This window comes from Janthinobacterium sp. EB271-G4-7A (genome assembly GCF_020858075.1).
Classification (GTDB): Bacteria; Pseudomonadota; Gammaproteobacteria; order Burkholderiales; family Burkholderiaceae_D; genus Janthinobacterium; species Janthinobacterium lividum.
Genome location: NZ_JACYMI010000001.1, coordinates 1,739,633 through 1,755,696, shown reverse-complemented (window position 1 = coordinate 1,755,696; position 16,064 = coordinate 1,739,633). Strand labels below are relative to the sequence as shown.

At 60.6% G+C, this 16,064-nt stretch carries 17 protein-coding genes and 1 tRNA gene; all 18 read right to left on the bottom strand.

Going from position 1 to position 16,064, the window contains the following annotated elements:
* Positions 1-3: 3 nt before the first annotated feature.
* A tRNA-Gly gene (locus IGS58_RS08010) sits at positions 4-79 on the bottom strand.
* 105 nt (positions 80-184) lie between these two features.
* Positions 185-769, bottom strand: coding sequence for a CDP-diacylglycerol--glycerol-3-phosphate 3-phosphatidyltransferase (gene pgsA / locus IGS58_RS08005; protein ID WP_034749601.1), 585 nt, complete (start codon positions 767-769; stop codon positions 185-187).
* 195 nt (positions 770-964) lie between these two features.
* A complete protein-coding gene (uvrC, locus tag IGS58_RS08000) occupies positions 965-2,845 on the bottom strand; it encodes an excinuclease ABC subunit UvrC (RefSeq protein WP_034779218.1) in 1,881 nt (626 codons plus the stop codon).
* Between the two features lie 24 nt (positions 2,846-2,869).
* Complete coding sequence (acpS, locus tag IGS58_RS07995) at positions 2,870-3,265, bottom strand: holo-ACP synthase (protein ID WP_070280220.1); 396 nt, start codon at positions 3,263-3,265, stop codon at positions 2,870-2,872.
* 14 nt (positions 3,266-3,279) lie between these two features.
* Positions 3,280-4,041, bottom strand: a complete 762-nt coding sequence (gene pdxJ / locus IGS58_RS07990) for a pyridoxine 5'-phosphate synthase (RefSeq protein ID WP_034779221.1) — start codon at positions 4,039-4,041, stop codon at positions 3,280-3,282.
* Positions 4,042-4,083: 42 nt separating this feature from the next.
* Positions 4,084-4,932, bottom strand: a complete 849-nt coding sequence (recO, locus tag IGS58_RS07985) for a DNA repair protein RecO (RefSeq protein ID WP_230521036.1) — start codon at positions 4,930-4,932, stop codon at positions 4,084-4,086.
* 28 nt (positions 4,933-4,960) lie between these two features.
* Positions 4,961-5,863, bottom strand: a complete 903-nt coding sequence (era, locus tag IGS58_RS07980; protein ID WP_034749612.1) for a GTPase Era — start codon at positions 5,861-5,863, stop codon at positions 4,961-4,963.
* A gap of 1 nt (position 5,864) precedes the next feature.
* The gene (gene rnc / locus IGS58_RS07975; RefSeq protein ID WP_034749615.1) at positions 5,865-6,680 is read right to left on the bottom strand and encodes a ribonuclease III; all 816 of its coding nucleotides are present in this window, start codon (positions 6,678-6,680) and stop codon (positions 5,865-5,867) included.
* A gap of 92 nt (positions 6,681-6,772) precedes the next feature.
* The gene (gene lepB, locus IGS58_RS07970; RefSeq protein WP_034749618.1) at positions 6,773-7,690 is read right to left on the bottom strand and encodes a signal peptidase I; all 918 of its coding nucleotides are present in this window, start codon (positions 7,688-7,690) and stop codon (positions 6,773-6,775) included.
* 3 nt (positions 7,691-7,693) lie between these two features.
* Positions 7,694-9,484 carry a translation elongation factor 4 gene (gene lepA, locus IGS58_RS07965; RefSeq protein WP_034749621.1) on the bottom strand — a complete coding sequence of 597 codons (1,791 nt, stop codon included), beginning with the start codon at positions 9,482-9,484 and terminating at the stop codon, positions 7,694-7,696.
* 318 nt (positions 9,485-9,802) lie between these two features.
* On the bottom strand, positions 9,803-10,048 hold the full coding sequence (locus IGS58_RS07960) for a glutaredoxin family protein (RefSeq protein ID WP_230521035.1): 246 nt from the start codon (positions 10,046-10,048) through the stop codon (positions 9,803-9,805).
* A gap of 54 nt (positions 10,049-10,102) precedes the next feature.
* Positions 10,103-11,605 carry a DegQ family serine endoprotease gene (locus tag IGS58_RS07955; RefSeq protein WP_070255333.1) on the bottom strand — a complete coding sequence of 501 codons (1,503 nt, stop codon included), beginning with the start codon at positions 11,603-11,605 and terminating at the stop codon, positions 10,103-10,105.
* 247 nt (positions 11,606-11,852) lie between these two features.
* Positions 11,853-12,188 carry a sigma-E factor negative regulatory protein gene (locus tag IGS58_RS07950; RefSeq protein ID WP_230521034.1) on the bottom strand — a complete coding sequence of 112 codons (336 nt, stop codon included), beginning with the start codon at positions 12,186-12,188 and terminating at the stop codon, positions 11,853-11,855.
* A 72-nt stretch (positions 12,189-12,260) separates the two neighbouring features.
* The gene (gene rpoE, locus IGS58_RS07945; protein ID WP_070280215.1) at positions 12,261-12,884 is read right to left on the bottom strand and encodes an RNA polymerase sigma factor RpoE; all 624 of its coding nucleotides are present in this window, start codon (positions 12,882-12,884) and stop codon (positions 12,261-12,263) included.
* Positions 12,885-12,950: 66 nt separating this feature from the next.
* Entirely contained in the window at positions 12,951-13,439 is a 489-nt protein-coding gene (locus tag IGS58_RS07940; protein WP_070255342.1) for a hypothetical protein, read from the bottom strand.
* A 162-nt stretch (positions 13,440-13,601) separates the two neighbouring features.
* Positions 13,602-14,852 carry a beta-ketoacyl-ACP synthase II gene (gene fabF, locus IGS58_RS07935; RefSeq protein ID WP_070255345.1) on the bottom strand — a complete coding sequence of 417 codons (1,251 nt, stop codon included), beginning with the start codon at positions 14,850-14,852 and terminating at the stop codon, positions 13,602-13,604.
* A 29-nt stretch (positions 14,853-14,881) separates the two neighbouring features.
* Complete coding sequence (acpP, locus tag IGS58_RS07930; RefSeq protein WP_008449912.1) at positions 14,882-15,121, bottom strand: acyl carrier protein; 240 nt, start codon at positions 15,119-15,121, stop codon at positions 14,882-14,884.
* Between the two features lie 178 nt (positions 15,122-15,299).
* Positions 15,300-16,043: a 3-oxoacyl-ACP reductase FabG gene (gene fabG, locus IGS58_RS07925; RefSeq protein WP_034749638.1), complete on the bottom strand. Its 744-nt coding sequence runs from the start codon at positions 16,041-16,043 to the stop codon at positions 15,300-15,302.
* Positions 16,044-16,064: the final 21 nt, after the last annotated feature.

Sequence of the window (16,064 nt, the reverse complement as noted above, 5' to 3'; positions counted from 1 at the left end):
AACTGGAGCGGGAGAAGAGTCTCGAACTCTCGACCTCAACCTTGGCAAGGTTGCGCTCTACCAACTGAGCTACTCCCGCGTCATCAACAACAGGCCAGCATTATAGAGGGATTACAGGGGCTGTCAACGGGCAATATCTGGTGTTTTGCAAAATATTCCGCACAAAGCAGCCGCCTGCCTATTCTTAGTGCAAATTTCCCGCTTTTTCTTTAATCAGCGGCCACGCCAGGCGCAAGTAATAGAACATCGACCACACCGTCAGCACGCAGGCGATCCACAGCAGCTTCTCGCCCCACACGTGCGTGTCGATCGCGCCAAAGATCACTTCGTGGTACAGCAGCAGGGGAATGGCCGTCATTTGCGCGGCCGTCTTGATCTTGCCGATCGAGCTGACGGCCACCGATTTCGATGCGCCGATCTGCGCCATCCATTCGCGCAACGCGGAAATCGTGATTTCGCGGCCGATGATGATGAAGGCCAGCACGGCATTCACACGGTCCAGCTGCACCAGCACCAGCAAGGCGCCCGCCACCATCAGCTTGTCGGCGACCGGGTCGAGGAAGGCGCCGAAGGCCGAGGTCTGGTTCCAGCGCCGCGCGAGGAAACCATCAAACCAGTCGGTGACGGCGGCAACAATGAAGACCAGGGTGGCAACCAGGTTCTGGTCGCCATGCAGCAGCATCGACGGCGGCAAATAAAACACGCCGACGACGAGCGGTATCAGGGCCACGCGCAGCCAGGTCAAAAGGATGGGAATATTAAAAGGCATAAGAGAGCAATCGGCCGACGGGTAAATTGAACATGAGGAAAGCGTGAAGAAAGCGCCACTAGTCTACATGGCCCCAGGGTATTAGCCTAGTCCGGTTGCCGCGGCACCGGACCAGGCCGTCATAGAACCCTCACAAAACCGTAGCGAGCGGCAGTGAGTTGCGACCGAGAAGCGCAGTAGGTTTGGTTAGGAGTTCTAATGCAGCTGCTTGTAAATCTCTTCTGCCAGCTGCGTGGAAATCCCCTCCACCGACATCAGATCCTCGATGCTGGCGTCGACCACGCCGCGCAAGCCGCCAAAGCGCGACAGCAGTTTCTGGCGGCGCTTGGCGCCGATGCCCTCGATCTCTTCCAGGCGCGACGTCTGGCGCGTCTTGGCGCGCTTGGCGCGCATGCCGGTGATGGCGAAGCGGTGCGCCTCGTCGCGGATCTGCGCGATCAGCATCAGAGCCGCCGATTCCTTGCCCAGTTCCTGCGCCGCGCGGCCATCGACGAACAGCAGGGTTTCCAGGCCCACCTTGCGCCCCTCCCCCTTGGCCACGCCGACAATCAAGCTGATATCGAGTCCCAGCTCGGCAAACACCTGGCGCGCCATTTCGATCTGCCCCTTGCCGCCGTCGATCAAGACCACGTCGGGCATCACGCCATCGCCATTCGCCACTTTCTCGTAACGGCGCATGAGGACCTGGCGCATGGCCGCGTAATCGTCGCCGGGCGTGATGTCATTGATGTTGTAGCGCCGGTATTCGCCATTCTGCATGGCGTGATGGTGGAACACGACGCACGACGCCTGCGTCGCCTCGCCCTGCGTGTGGCTGATGTCGAAACACTCCACGCGCAGGCTGTCGAGGTCTTCCGTTTCCAGGCGCAGCGCTTCGGCCAGCGCGCGCGTGCGCGACTGCTGCGAACCCTGCTCGGACAACAAGCGCGCCAGCGAAATCTCGGCGCCCTTCTGCGCCATTTCCAGCCACTGGCGGCGCTGCCCCTGCGGCTGGAAGATCAGGTTGATGCGGTGGCCACACTGCTCCATCAGCGCCACCATCAGGGCTGGCTGGTCGAATTCGATATTCAGGATCAGGGTGCCGGGAATGAATTTTTCCGTGTAGTGCTGGGCCAGGAAGGCGGCCAGCACTTCCACCTCGATCGGCTCCTCGGCAATCGCCGCCGCATCGCTGAGCTGGCTGGGGAAATAAGCGCGGTCGCCCAGATGGCGTCCGCCGCGTACCATGGCCAGGTTGACGCAGGCGCGCCCGCCCTGCACCAGCACGGCGAGAATGTCGACATCGGCGTCACCCGTCGTCTCCATGCTTTGCTGGTGCAGCACGCGCGACAGCGAAGCGATCTGGTTGCGCACCACCACGGCCTGCTCGAATTTTAATTCAGCGGCAAACGCGTGCATCTTCTTTTCCAGGTCGGCCAGCACTTCGCTCTGGCGCCCGCGCAGGAAGCGCGCCGCGTTTTCCACGTCGTTCTTGTAGTCTTCCTTGCTGATCAGGTCCACACAGGGCGCACTGCAGCGGCCGATCTGGTGCAGCAGGCAGGGACGGGTGCGGTTCGCATACACGCTGTCCTCGCAGGTACGGATCAGGAACACCTTTTGCAGGATCTGCATCGATTCCTTGACGGCCCAGGAACTGGGGAACGGCCCGAAATACTGGTTTTTCTTGTCCACCGCGCCCCGGTAATACACCATGCGCGGCGCATCGCCATTCGTGATCTTCAGATACGGATACGACTTGTCGTCGCGGAACAGGATGTTGTAGCGCGGCTGCAGCGCCTTGATCAGGTTGTTTTCCAGGATCAATGCTTCCGCTTCGCTGTGCGTGACCGTCGTTTCCAGGCGCGCGATGCGCTCGACCATCATGGCGATGCGGGGACTGGCCAGGTTCTTCTGGAAGTAGCTGGAGACGCGTTTTTTCAGGTCGCGCGCCTTGCCGACATACAGCACCTTGTCGGCGGCGTCGAAATAGCGGTACACGCCGGGCAAATTCGGCAGCTTGGCGACGGTCGCCAGCACTTGTGCGCGGGGATCGGGTGGCGTTTCCGCCAAGGAAGGTTCTGGGCTTGCTTCGGTCATTGCTGGCTCATTGCGCACTCATAGTTACACTGCTTGCTCCACGATCACGAACGCGACCGCATACTCTTCTTCATCGCTGATGGTCACTTGCGCGCTCAGGCGATTTTTCTCCATGAACTGCGCCAGCACGCCGCTGCAGACGATCATCGGCTTGCCGCTGGGGTGGTTCAGCATCTGCGCGGCGGGCCAGGTCATCGGCATGCGCAAGCCCAGGCCGATGGCCTTGGAAAACGCTTCCTTTGCCGCGAAGCGCGTGGCAAGGAAGCGCACGCCGCGCGCGGCATTCTTGGCGCTGCGGGCGCGGAATTTTTCCAGCTCCTGCGGCCCCAGTATCTTTTTCGCGAAACGCTCGCCGTGCCGCGCCAGGGCCGCCTCGATGCGGGGTATCTTGCAGATATCGGTACCGATGCCGTAGATCATGCCCTACTCCCGTGTCAAGCCCTGTGACCGAGGCGCGTGGCCACCATGATGGCCTTCATTTCGCGCACGGCGTTTTCCCAGCCGACAAACACGGCATGCGCGACGATGGCGTGGCCGATGTTCAGCTCAGCAATATCGGGAATGGCGGCGATGGCCTGCACATTGGTGTAATGCAAGCCGTGGCCCGCGTTGACTTTCAAGCCGCGGCCCACGCCAAACAGCACGCCCGCCTTGATGCGCTCCAGTTCCGCCAGCTGCTCGGCGCCTTGCGTATCGGCATAGCGCCCCGTGTGCAGCTCGATCACGGGCGCGCCGAGCTCGGCGGCGGCAGCGATCTGCTGCTCGTCCGCATCGATGAACAGGCTCACGCGGATGCCCTCGCCTTGCAATTGTTGCACCGCCGCCTGCACTTCCTTGAAGTAGCGCACCACGTCCAGGCCCCCTTCGGTCGTCACCTCCGTGCGCTTTTCCGGCACCAGGCAGACGTCCGCCGGCTTGATGCGGCAGGCGAAATCGATCATCTCGGCCGTGACAGCCGCTTCCAGGTTCATGCGCGTCAGTAATTGCGGCGCGATGGCGATCACGTCCGCATCCTTGATGTGACGGCGGTCTTCGCGCAAATGCAGGGTGATGGCGTCGGCGCCGGCCTGTTCGGCCAGCAGGGCCGCGCGGATCGGGTCCGGATACGCGGTGCCGCGCGCATTGCGCAAGGTGGCCACGTGGTCGATGTTGACGCCCAGGTCAATGACGGGGCCGGAAGGCTGCAAAAAGCTCATAGTGATGGTATCCGTAAAGTGCTGTCCTGCTGCAAACCTCAGCTACAGCTGCATTAAATCAATCAGTATCTGGCGCGTATTCAAGGTGGCGCCGCCCAGTTGATGGGCCAGCAAAAAGCGCATCAACAGCTTGCTTTGCGCCTGCGTGGCCACGTCAAGATAATCTTCGCGCTCCATGTCGAGCAGGGTCTTGCCCGTGATCCTGGGCCAAGCGTCGGCGGCGCGCGCCGGGCGCGGCCCCCGTTCCGGGTCGACCACGTACACCTGCCCCGCCTCGACGGCATGGCGCGTGCCCGTGCAGCGCGTCAGGTCGGCCGCCACGCCCGTTTCCTTGAGCAGGGCGCGCTCGAACTTGCGCAGCACGATGGGCGGCGGCTCATTGTGCGCCAGTTGATTCAAGGTGGCAACGTAGTGGTCGAACAGGACGGGATGCGGGTCGTCGCGCGCGAGCAATTTGACCAGCAATTCGTTCAAATAAAAGCCGCACAGCAAGGCTGTCTTTTCCAGCGGCAACATGCCACCCACCCACTCCGCACCGGTGAGGATGCGCAGCTCGGACTTGCCCGTCCAGCCCGCTTGCAGCGGCTGGAACGTCTGCAGCACGCCGCGCAACTGCGAATGGGGCCGCTTGGCGCCCTTGGCAACGAGCGCGATGCGGCCGTACTCGCGCGTAAACACGTCGACGATGAGGCTGGTTTCTTTATGCGGGTAGCTGTGCAGCACAAAGGCTGGCTGGCCCGTGATGCGGCCGTCGCGCGTGGGCGGACGGCTGCGCCGGGGTGCAGTGGGAGGTACGGCCGGCGGCGCGATGGCCGCAGGCGCGGGGACAGGTGCGGAAACAGCAGGTGAAGCTGGCGCAGGATGCTGCAGCGCTGGCGTGGTGGTGCTCATGCGTGTGGCGTCGCCCCCGGGTTGCGGATTACTCGTAGCCGTAGGCGCGCAAGCCCGCCTCGTTGTCGGCCCAGCCCGACTTGACCTTGACCCAGATTTCCAGGTACACGGGGCCGCCGAACAGCTTTTCCATATCCAGGCGGGCCTGGGTGGAGACTTCCTTCAGGCGCGCGCCCTTGTTGCCGATAATCATGGACTTGTGCGTGTCGCGCTCGACCAGGATGGCGGCAAACACGCGGCGCAGATCGCCTTCCTGCTCGAATTTCTCGATCAGCACCGTGCTCGTATACGGCAGTTCGTCGCCGACAAAGCGGAAGAGTTTTTCACGCACGATTTCCGAGGCGAGGAATTTCTCGCTGCGGTCCGTGATGTCGTCCGGCCCAAAGATCGGCTGGTTTTCCGGCAAGAAGCGCTTGATTTCGTTCTGCAAGCCTTCCAGCTGGAAGTGCAGCTTGGCGGAAACAGGCACGATGGCGGCGAAGTCGCGCATGGCGGCGATCTTTTGCGCGAACGGCAGCAGCACGGCCTTGTCCTTCACGCGGTCGGATTTATTGATGACGAGGATGCATGGCACTTCCTTCGGCAACAGGTCCATCACTTGCTGGTCGGCCGGGCCGAACGTGCCCGCTTCGATCACGTACAGGATGACGTCCGAGGAAATCAGGGTGTTCGTGACGGTCTTGTTCAGCGTCTTGTTCAGCGCGTTCGAGTGGCGCGTCTGGAAACCTGGCGTGTCGACGTAGATGAACTGCGCATCCGGCACCGTCTGGATGCCCGTGATGCGGTGGCGCGTGGTTTGCGCCTTGCGCGAAGTGATGCTGACCTTCGCGCCGATCAGCACGTTCATCAGGGTCGATTTGCCCACGTTGGGGCGGCCCACGATGGCGATATAGCCACAGCGGAAGTTGTCGGGCATTTTGGTGGCTGTCATGCTAGTGTCGATTCTGTTTAGTGTGAGCGGCGATCGCCGGGGCTGCAGGAGCTTGCGCGTCGTCGCTCTGGATGGTGGCAATGCCGGCCAGCTTGAGCTGGGCGGCGCGCGGTTTGGGCTTGCGGCTGGCGGCAGGCGACTTCAACAGCGCCTGCTCGGCCACGTCCAGCGCCAGTTTGGCGGCGGCTTGCTCACCGGCGCGGCGGCTTCCGCCACGGCCGTAGACCTGGATGTTCAATTTCGGCACCAGGCATTCGATCTCGAATTCCTGGCTGTGGGCGGCGCCGTGGGTGGCCACCACGTTGTACTGTGGCAGCGAAATTTTCTTGCTTTGCAAAAACTCCTGCAGCAGGGTCTTGGCATCCTTGCCCAGGGTTTGCGGATCGACCGAATCGAGGATGGGGATGTAGAAGGCGCGGATCACCGTGCTGGCGGCATCGAAGCCCGTGTCGAGGAAAATCGCGCCCAGCAAGGCTTCCAGGGTGTCGGCGAGGATCGATGGACGGCGGAAGCCGCCCGATTTCAGCTCGCCTTCGCCCAGGCGCAGGAATTGCGACAGTTCCAGCTTTTGCGCGATTTCATACAGCGACTGCTGCTTGACCAGATTGGCGCGCAGGCGCGACAGGTCGCCCTCGTCGATGGACTTGAAGCGTTCATACAGGATGGAAGCGACCACGCAGTTGAGGATGGAGTCGCCGAGGAATTCCAGCCGCTCGTTATGCAAACTGCTGTGGCTACGATGCGTCAAGGCTTGCTGCAACAGGCCAGCATCCTGGAACGTATAGCCTAAACGGGTTTGCAATAGCTGAAGATTCATTGTTGTTTCTGTGTCATCTGAGTAATTCGGCTGGCCGCCACGCGGGGAATCGGCGCGGCAGCCATGGCTGGTTCTTTACAGACCAGACCGGCTTAGTGTATGCCGCCCACGCGTTTCGGATTGCTGAAGTTCATCCACACCAGGAAAGCCTTGCCGACGATGTTCTCGTTCGGCACGAAGCCCCAGTAACGGCTGTCCGCACTATTGTCGCGGTTGTCGCCCATCATGAAGTAATTGCCTTGTGGCACTACACACGTAAAACCGTCTTCGTTGTAGTTGCACGCATCCTTGTGCGGGAAATCCTTCACTTCGCGCAAGTTCAACGTTGGAGCAGGCTCGTCGTTGAGGATGCGGTGGCTCACGCCCGTCAGGTTTTCTTCCAGCTGCTTGTGGTAGACCGTGCTTTCATCGTCCAGGTAGTCGTCCAGCGGCGTGTAGGCGACTTCCTTGCCGTTGACCGTCAAGCGCTTGTTTTCATAGGTGATTTTATCACCGGGCACACCGATCACGCGCTTGATATAGTCTTGCGACATATCTTTCGGATACTTGAACACCATCACGTCGCCGCGCTGCGGATCGTTGACTTCAATGATGCGCTTGTTGACGATCGGCAAACGGATACCATAGGTGAACTTGTTCACCAGGATCAGGTCGCCCACCAGCAAGGTCGGCACCATCGAGCTCGACGGGATCTTGAATGGCTCGTACAGGAACGAGCGCAGGCAGAACACGAGCGCGATGACGGGGAAGAAGCTGCCCGAATACTCGACCCAGGTCGGCTGGCGCAACAGGGCCGCCTCGATGCTGGCGCGGCTGCCGCCCGCATCGGACTTGATGCCCTCGGCGGCCAGCTTGGACTGGCGTGCGTCGAACTCGGCCAGGGCGCGGTCGGCCGCCTTGCGGCGCTGCTTGGACAGATAAAACACATCCAGGCACCAGACCAGGCCCGTCAACACCATCAGCACGAACAGGATTAAAGCGAAATTTCCTAAAATCACTTGCAGGTTCATTGATTAACCATCCACTTGTAAAATTGCCAGGAATGCCTCTTGCGGGATCTCCACGGAACCCACTTGCTTCATGCGTTTCTTACCCGCTTTTTGTTTTTCCAGCAATTTTTTCTTGCGGCTGATATCGCCGCCATAGCATTTGGCCAGCACGTTCTTGCGCAAGGCTTTCACGTTCTCGCGCGAAATGATGTTGGCGCCGATGGTGGCTTGAATGGCCACGTCGAACATCTGGCGCGGGATCAGTTCACGCATCTTGGCAGCCACCTGGCGGCCACGGTACTGGCTGTTCGAACGGTGGACGATAATCGCCAGCGCATCGACTTTTTCGCTGTTGATCAGCATGTCGACCTTGACCACGTCGGCCGCGCGGTATTCCTTGAACTCGTAATCCATCGAGGCATAGCCGCGCGACGTCGACTTCAGGCGGTCGAAGAAGTCCAGCACGATTTCGGCCATCGGCATTTCATACACGAGCTTGACCTGGCGGCCGTGGTAGCTCATGTCCATCTGAATGCCGCGCTTGCCGATACACAGGGTGATCACGGAGCCCACGTATTCCTGCGGCATGTACAGATTGACCGTGACGATAGGCTCGCGCACTTCCTCGATACGCGACGGATCGGGCATCTTCGACGGATTGTCGACGTTGATCATGGTGCCGTCGCGCTGGATCACTTCGTACACCACGGTTGGCGCCGTCGTGATCAGATCCATGTCGAATTCGCGCTCGAGGCGTTCCTGCACGATTTCCATGTGCAGCAAACCCAGGAAACCGCAGCGGAAGCCGAAGCCCAGCGCCTGCGACACTTCCGGCTCGTACATCAGGGCCGCGTCATTCAGTTTCAGCTTTTCCAGCGAGTCGCGCAGCGCGTCATACTGATTCGCTTCCACGGGGAACAGGCCGGCGAACACTTGCGGCTGTACTTCCTTGAAGCCGGGCAATGGCGCGGCGGCAGGACGGTTGGCCAGGGTGACGGTATCGCCCACTTTCGCCGCTTTCAATTCCTTGATGCCGGCGATGATGAAGCCCACCTGGCCTGCCGACAATTGCGGCAAGGATTGCGAACGGGGCGAAAACACGCCGATGTCTTCCACCAGCTGCACCGAATCGGTGGCCATCAGGCGGATCTTGTCTTTTGGTTTCAGGGTGCCGTTGATGACGCGCACCAGCATGACCACGCCCACATAGGCGTCATACCAGGAGTCGACGATCAGCGCCTGCAGCGGCGCATCGGGGTCGCCCTTCGGTGGCGGCACCTTGACGATCAGCTGCTCGAGCACGTCCAGCACGCCGAAGCCCGTCTTGGCCGAGCAATGCACGGCGTCGCCCGCGTCGATGCCGATCACGTCTTCGATCTCGGCAATGGCGCTCGGAGGATCCGCGTTCGGCAAGTCGATCTTGTTCAGGACGGGCACCACTTCCACGCCCAGGTCCAGCGCCGTGTAGCAGTTGGCCACGGTTTGCGCTTCCACGCCTTGCGACGCGTCAACAACCAGCAGCGCGCCTTCGCACGCCGACAGCGAGCGCGACACTTCATAGCTGAAGTCGACGTGGCCTGGCGTATCGATCAGGTTCAGATTGTAGATCTGGCCATCGCGCGCCTTGTAGTGCAAGGCCGCCGTTTGCGCCTTGATGGTAATGCCGCGCTCGCGCTCCAGATCCATCGAATCGAGCACCTGCGCCTCCATCTCGCGGTCGGACAAGCCGCCGCACAATTGAATGATGCGGTCAGCCAGGGTCGATTTACCGTGGTCAATATGGGCGATGATGGAGAAATTGCGTATGTTGTTCATTAACTAATATAAGTGCGAAGTTGACGACACTGCTTTAACAGGAATCATGGGGATCATGCTCGGGCCAAACAGGGCCAAAACCGGGCGCCCCACTCATGATGAAAAAAAGCGCTCCGAGCAGGACATCTGCATGCCCAGGCGAGCGCTTTTGAAGCGACAGAAGCTGCTGCCTCGGACAGTAGCTTTTTCGACCTCCCCATTTTACCGGATTTCAGAGTAGAAAGCCCGTCTTATGAGGCCGGCACCGGGGCAAGCCGACATTTTCGGCTGTTTTCGGCACCAGAATGGTGCATTGCAGTGTCAATATTGACAGTTAAGCTACGCCAGGCAGCGCCGCACAGCCTCTTCGTCAAGAAAATAATGACATAACTCGGGCTGCGCCAGGTCGCCAAACAGCACCGGCACCAGTTCATCGAAACGGGCCAGCAGCGAGGCATCGGGCGAGGCATCGATATCGATCACGTCCACGGTAAACGGTTTTTCAGGCGGCTGCAGCAGGAGCAAGGCATCGAGCATATCCTGGCATAAATGGCAATAACTGCGGGAATAGAGGGTGAAGTGCATAGCGGGAAGAATACCGCATCCCGGCTGCGGCCGGAATGCGGGATGATCACATAGTTACTTCGCTGATGGACGCAGCGAAACGAATTGCGCCACGTCGCCACGGCGCACCAGCACGGCCGATGTCTTTTTCGGATCGAGCTTGGCGACCAGGGCGTTGAATTGCTTGGCGTCTTTCACGGCAACGTTATTCAATTGCAAGATCACATCGCCAGGCTGCAGGCCAGCCAGGGCCGCCACGCCATCCGCCTCGTCGACCAGCACGCCCGCGTCGATCTTCAATTCCAGCTTCTTCGCGGCCGGCACATCGCTGACCTTCAGCCCCAGTGCATTGACGGCTTGCGCTTCCGGCTCCTTGGCGCCCTTCTTCGCCGTCTTCTCGCTTTCCAGCTCGACGACGGTGACGGGAATATCCTGCTGCGCGCCCTTGCGCCAGACCGTTATCGTGGATTTGCCGTTGACGGCGGCACCGCCTACCAGGCGCGGCAGATCGGACGAACGCTCGATCTGAGCACCGTTGAATTTCAGGATGATATCGCCCGGCTTGATGCCCGCCTTGTCGGCCGGACCGCCCGGCTCCACCATCGATACTTGCGCGCCCTTGGCATTCGGCAAACCCAGCGATTCCGCCACGTCCTTGCTCACTTCGCCAATCTGCACGCCGATGCGCCCGCGCACAACCTTGCCCGTCTTTTTCAGCTGCTCGCCCACGCGCATGGCTTCATCGATGGGCACGGCAAACGAAATGCCATTGTAGGCGCCGGACAAGGTGGCGATCTGCGAATTGATGCCGATCACTTCGCCGCGCATATTGATCAGCGGACCGCCCGAGTTGCCAGGGTTGACGGCCACGTCACTCTGAATCAGCGGCAAGTAGTCGCCCGTGTCGCGCGACTTGGCGGAAATGATGCCGGCCGTCACCGTATTTTCCAGGTTGAACGGCGAGCCGATGGCGATGACCCACTCGCCCACGCGGATCTTGTCCGAGTCGCCGATGGTCAGGCGCGGCAGGTTGCCGCCCTCGATTTTCAGCAGAGCAACGTCGGTACGCGCATCGGCACCAATCACCTTGGCCTTGAATTCGCGCTTGTCCGTCAAGGTCACGTACACCTCGTCGGCGCCATCGACCACGTGGGCATTGCTCAGCACATAGCCATCGGCCGAGATGATGAAGCCGGAACCGACGCCGCGCTGCACTTCCTGCTCCTGCGGCACGGCGCGGCGGCCGCCGCGTGGCGCCTGCTGGCGCGGCGTGGGCATGGCGCCGCCAAAGAAGCGGCGCAGGAATTCCTGCATTTCCTGTTCATCCTGGCCGCCCACGCCAGCCCCGGCGGCGCCCATTTTCAGGCGCTCGGTGGTGCGGATATTCACCACGGCCGGGCCGACGGCATCGACCAGGTCCGAAAAATCAGGCAGTTTCACGGAAGGCACGGCGGCCTGCGCCTGCGGCGCAAGGCCCAGCATGGTGGGAGCAAGGAAGACGCCAGCCGTACCGAACAATAAGGCGGAAAGCGTCTTCACTGAAAACGACTTGCTGGCGGCACACATGTTTTTTTTCATGGAAAGGATCTTTTCGAGTATATATAAACGGTAAACGGATCAAAACGCGGATCAGGCAATTGCCTGCGCGCATGATTGCGCCGTCATGACGGAAAACCAGGGGCAAACTCACCTGACAGCGCGCATGGCAGCAACAATATATCGCAAAAGCAAGATATTGCCTGTGCACAGTGTCAATCGTACCGAAGGCCAGTGTCAAGAGAGTGACAGGAACGTTAAGCCTGGCATAAGATGGAAAACGCGACAGCTAGCGCTGCGCCAGCGGCCCCGCCTCCAGCGGTTCGGCCGCGCCCGGCGGCACGATGGCCGCGGACAGGGGCAGCAACGGTTCCGCATGGGCAGCCGGCTCATCGGGCGCCGGCTCGGCGGCCAGGCGGCTGGCCAGGCGCGCATCGAACTGGGCGCTCAAGGCATGGCCGTACTGCTCCGAGCGCAGCACGTCACCGATATGGCGATAGGCATCCCAGGCTTGCCGTCCCGATGGCGTATCGAGGGCGGCAAAAGCCAGTTCGAGTTCGTTCGCCGCCAGCTCGCCATCGGCCAGCGCGGAAATAGTCTCGTGCAATCGTGTGTGCGTATCCATGATGGATCCTGCCATTTCAAGAGGGTCGGTGCGGAAAACGGACGCAGCCATGCCAACCTCATACTCCCCAGATTACCAGCGCTTGTCAATCGGCATGTCCAGCAATGGCTTCAATTTCTCCGCAATCACTTCGCGCGCGCGAAAAATCCGGCTGCGCACGGTGCCGATGGGGCACGCCATGATCTCCGATATTTCCTCATAGCTCAGGCCCTCGATCTCGCGCAGCACGATGGCCGTGCGCAACTCGATGGGCAGCACATCCATGGCCGCATTGACGGTGGCGGCAATCTGCTTGCTGGCCAGCACCGATTCGGGTGTATTGTTATCGCGCAATTTATTACCGTCATCGAAAGACTCCGCCTGCTCGGCGTCGGTATCGCTGGACGTGGCGGCGCGCCGCCCCTGCGTGACGAGATAATTCTTGGCCGTATTGATGCCGATGCGGTACAACCACGTATAAAAGGCAGCCTCGCCGCGAAAATGGCGCAGCGCCCGGTAGGCCTTGATAAAGGTTTCCTGCACCACATCTTCGGCCTCCGCCGGGTCATGCACGAGGCGCGACACCAGGCGCATCAAGCGGCGCTGATATTTCGATACCAGCACATCAAATGCCCGTTTGTCGCCAGCCTGTACCCGCTCGACCAGTAACTGATCATACTCGCGCTCTGTCCTCACGCCCGATGTCCCTGTAGTCATGCAGCGTGGGCGCCTGTATGGATATAGAGTTGGCCCGCTGCAAGAAGTTCAGTGTTCGCCGCACTTTTATTCTTCCCTGTTCCGCGCCGCGATCGCCCGGCAAGCCACGGCCAGCGGACGGAAGGCGGCGCAGCTGCCGCCACGCTGCACCAGCACATCCGTGCGCCGCCCGGCCGCATCGGCCAGGCACAGCACGAGCAGCGACGGCCACAAGGTCGAGCCCGGCAACAGGCGCAGCCCCTGCACCCCCGCAAGTCCCGGCCCGGCCGGCTCCGCTCCCCCGTCAGCAATAGCCCCCGGCACCTCGCCACGCTCCAGATATACCGCCAGGCGCACCTGGCCAACCGGCGAAATATCAAGCGCCTGCGGCTTTCTGCGCCGGCGCAGCAAAGCCAGCAAAAACACGCCGCCAGCCGCACTCAGCAGCGCAGCACTCCAGCCCAGCGCGTAGCCGCCCACCAGCTGACCGGACACGGCAGCAACGCGCCACGCACCGCTCAAGGGCCAGGCGGCCAGCACCGCGCACAGCCCCAGCGCCGCTTGTAACAGGCGCAAACAGACAGGCGTGCGAATGACAGCCGCTACTGCGATAGACATACTTCATGGGAAAAAAAGGCGCGCCGACACCATGCCGGGCAAATTCAGGCGCCAACGAACGTTGGCGCCGAATCAGCGCTCACTACAGTTTGACCGTAGCGAGCGCTTGAAAGTTCCTGCTTATTTCGCCTTACCGAAAATCAGCGTGCCATTCGTTCCGCCGAAGCCGAACGAATTCTTCACTGCATAATCGATCTTCATATCACGCGCCGTGTTGGCACAGAAATCGAGATCGCAAGCCGGATCCTGGTTGAAGATGTTGATGGTCGGTGGCGACACCTGATGGTGCAATGCCAGGACCGTAAACACCGCTTCCAGACCGCCCGCGCCGCCCAGCAAATGGCCCGTCATCGACTTGGTCGAGTTGACGACCAGATTCTTGGCGTGCTCGCCGAAGGTGCGCTTGATGCCCATCACTTCCGCCACGTCGCCTTGTGGGGTCGACGTGCCGTGCGCGTTCAGGTACTGAATCTGATCCGCGTTCAAGCCAGCGTTGTTGAGGGCCGCGATCACCGATTTGCTGCCGCCGCTACCATCTTCCAGCGGCGAGGTCATGTGATAAGCATCTGCGCTCATCCCGAAACCATGCACTTCGGCATAGATCTTGGCACCACGGGCCACCGCGTGCTCGTACTCTTCCAGCACCATGACGCCAGCGCCCTCGCCCAGCACGAAGCCGTCGCGGTCGGTATCCCACGGACGCGATGCCGTTGCCGGATCGTCGTTGCGGGTCGACAAGGCACGTGCCGAAGCGAAACCGCCCAGGCCCAGTGGCGACACGGTCGATTCAGCACCGCCGGCGATCATGACGTCGGCATCGCCGTACTCGATCATGCGCGCTGCGGCACCGATGCTGTGCAAACCGGTGGTACACGCTGTAACGATCGCCAGGTTCGGGCCCTTCAGACCATATTTGATCGAAAGGTTGCCAGAGATCATGTTAATGATCGAGGCAGGCACGAAAAATGGCGAGATACGGCGCGGACCGCGCTTTTCGTACTCGGACTTGGTGTCTTCGATCAGCGGCAAGCCACCGATACCGGAACCGATGATCACGCCGATACGCTCGGCGTTTTCTTCGGTGACTTCCAGACCGGAATCCTGCATCGCCTGGATGCCTGCAGCCATGCCGTAATGGATAAAGGTATCCATGTGGCGGGCTTCCTTACCGGAGATGTACTCTTCGATATTGAAGCCTTTGACTTCACCAGCAAAATGCGTGGTGAATGGCAGTGCATCGAACTTGGTAATCGTGGCAATGCCGGATTTACCTTCAATGATTGCGCCCCACGCCTCGGCAATAGTATTGCCGACAGGTGAAACGCAGCCCAGGCCGGTGACAACAACACGACGGTTTTTAGAACGGCTCAAGCGATTCTCCTGAAGTCGGTCAGACAGGCTTAGGCCTTGACGTGTGCAGTGGCGTAGTCGATCGCCTGTTGCACGGTGGTGATTTTTTCAGCTTGTTCGTCAGGGATTTCCATTTCGAATTCGTCTTCCAGGGCCATGACCAGTTCCACGGTGTCCAGGGAATCGGCGCCGAGATCGTCGACGAAGGAGGATTCGATTTTGATGTCTGCTTCTGCAACGCCCAGTTGCTCAGCGACGATTTTCTTAACGCGTTGTTCGATATCCGACATGTTATGGCTCCAAAGTGTGTGTTACGGAAAGTGCGCGCATTTTATCAGGTTTGCGCGTCCGAATACTAATTTCGGTGTCTGCTGCTAATTCGACCGAAGCTGCTGCTAAAAGATGCGATTATAGACAAAAACGGCCGTTGAATCATGCCACAAACGCCCGCCCCGTCTAGCTTTCACATCAATTCATGTACATTCCACCGTTCACGTGCAGGGTTGTGCCCGTGATATACGCCGCTTGCGGCGAAGCCAAAAAGGCCACCGCCGCTGCCACGTCTTCCGGCTTGCCCAGGCGGGACAGGGGAATTTGCGTCAACAGGGCCGCGTGCTGCTCTTCGCTCAGCGCCTTGGTCATGTCGGTATCGATGAAGCCCGGGGCGATGCAGTTCACGGTAATGTTGCGGCTGCCGATTTCGCGCGCCAGGGCGCGGCTCATGCCTTCCACGCCGGCCTTGGCCGCCGCGTAATTCATTTGCCCAGGATTACCCGACGAAGCCACCACCGACGTGATATTGATGATACGCCCAGTTTTGGCTTTCATCATGCCGCGCAACACGGCACGCGACAGGCGGCCGACGGCCGACAGGTTGGTGGAAATGACGCTGTCCCACTCTTCATCCTTCATGCGCATGGCCAGCTGGTCTTGCGTGATGCCTGCATTGTTGACCAGGATCGACAGGCTGCCGTAGGTTTTCTGCACCTCATCGACGACGGCAGCGCAGCGCGCCGCATCGGTCACATTCAGGACCAGACCCTTGCCCGTCACGCCTTCGGCGGCCAGGTAATCGGTGATGGCTTGCGCGCCGCTTTCCGAGGTGGCGGTGCCGACCACGGTGGCACCCTGCTTGCCCAGTTCGGTGGCGATGGCGCGGCCGATGCCGCGCGAGGCGCCCGTGACCAACACGACTTGATTTGCTAAATTCATGAGTATCCTTAAGAGCAACCG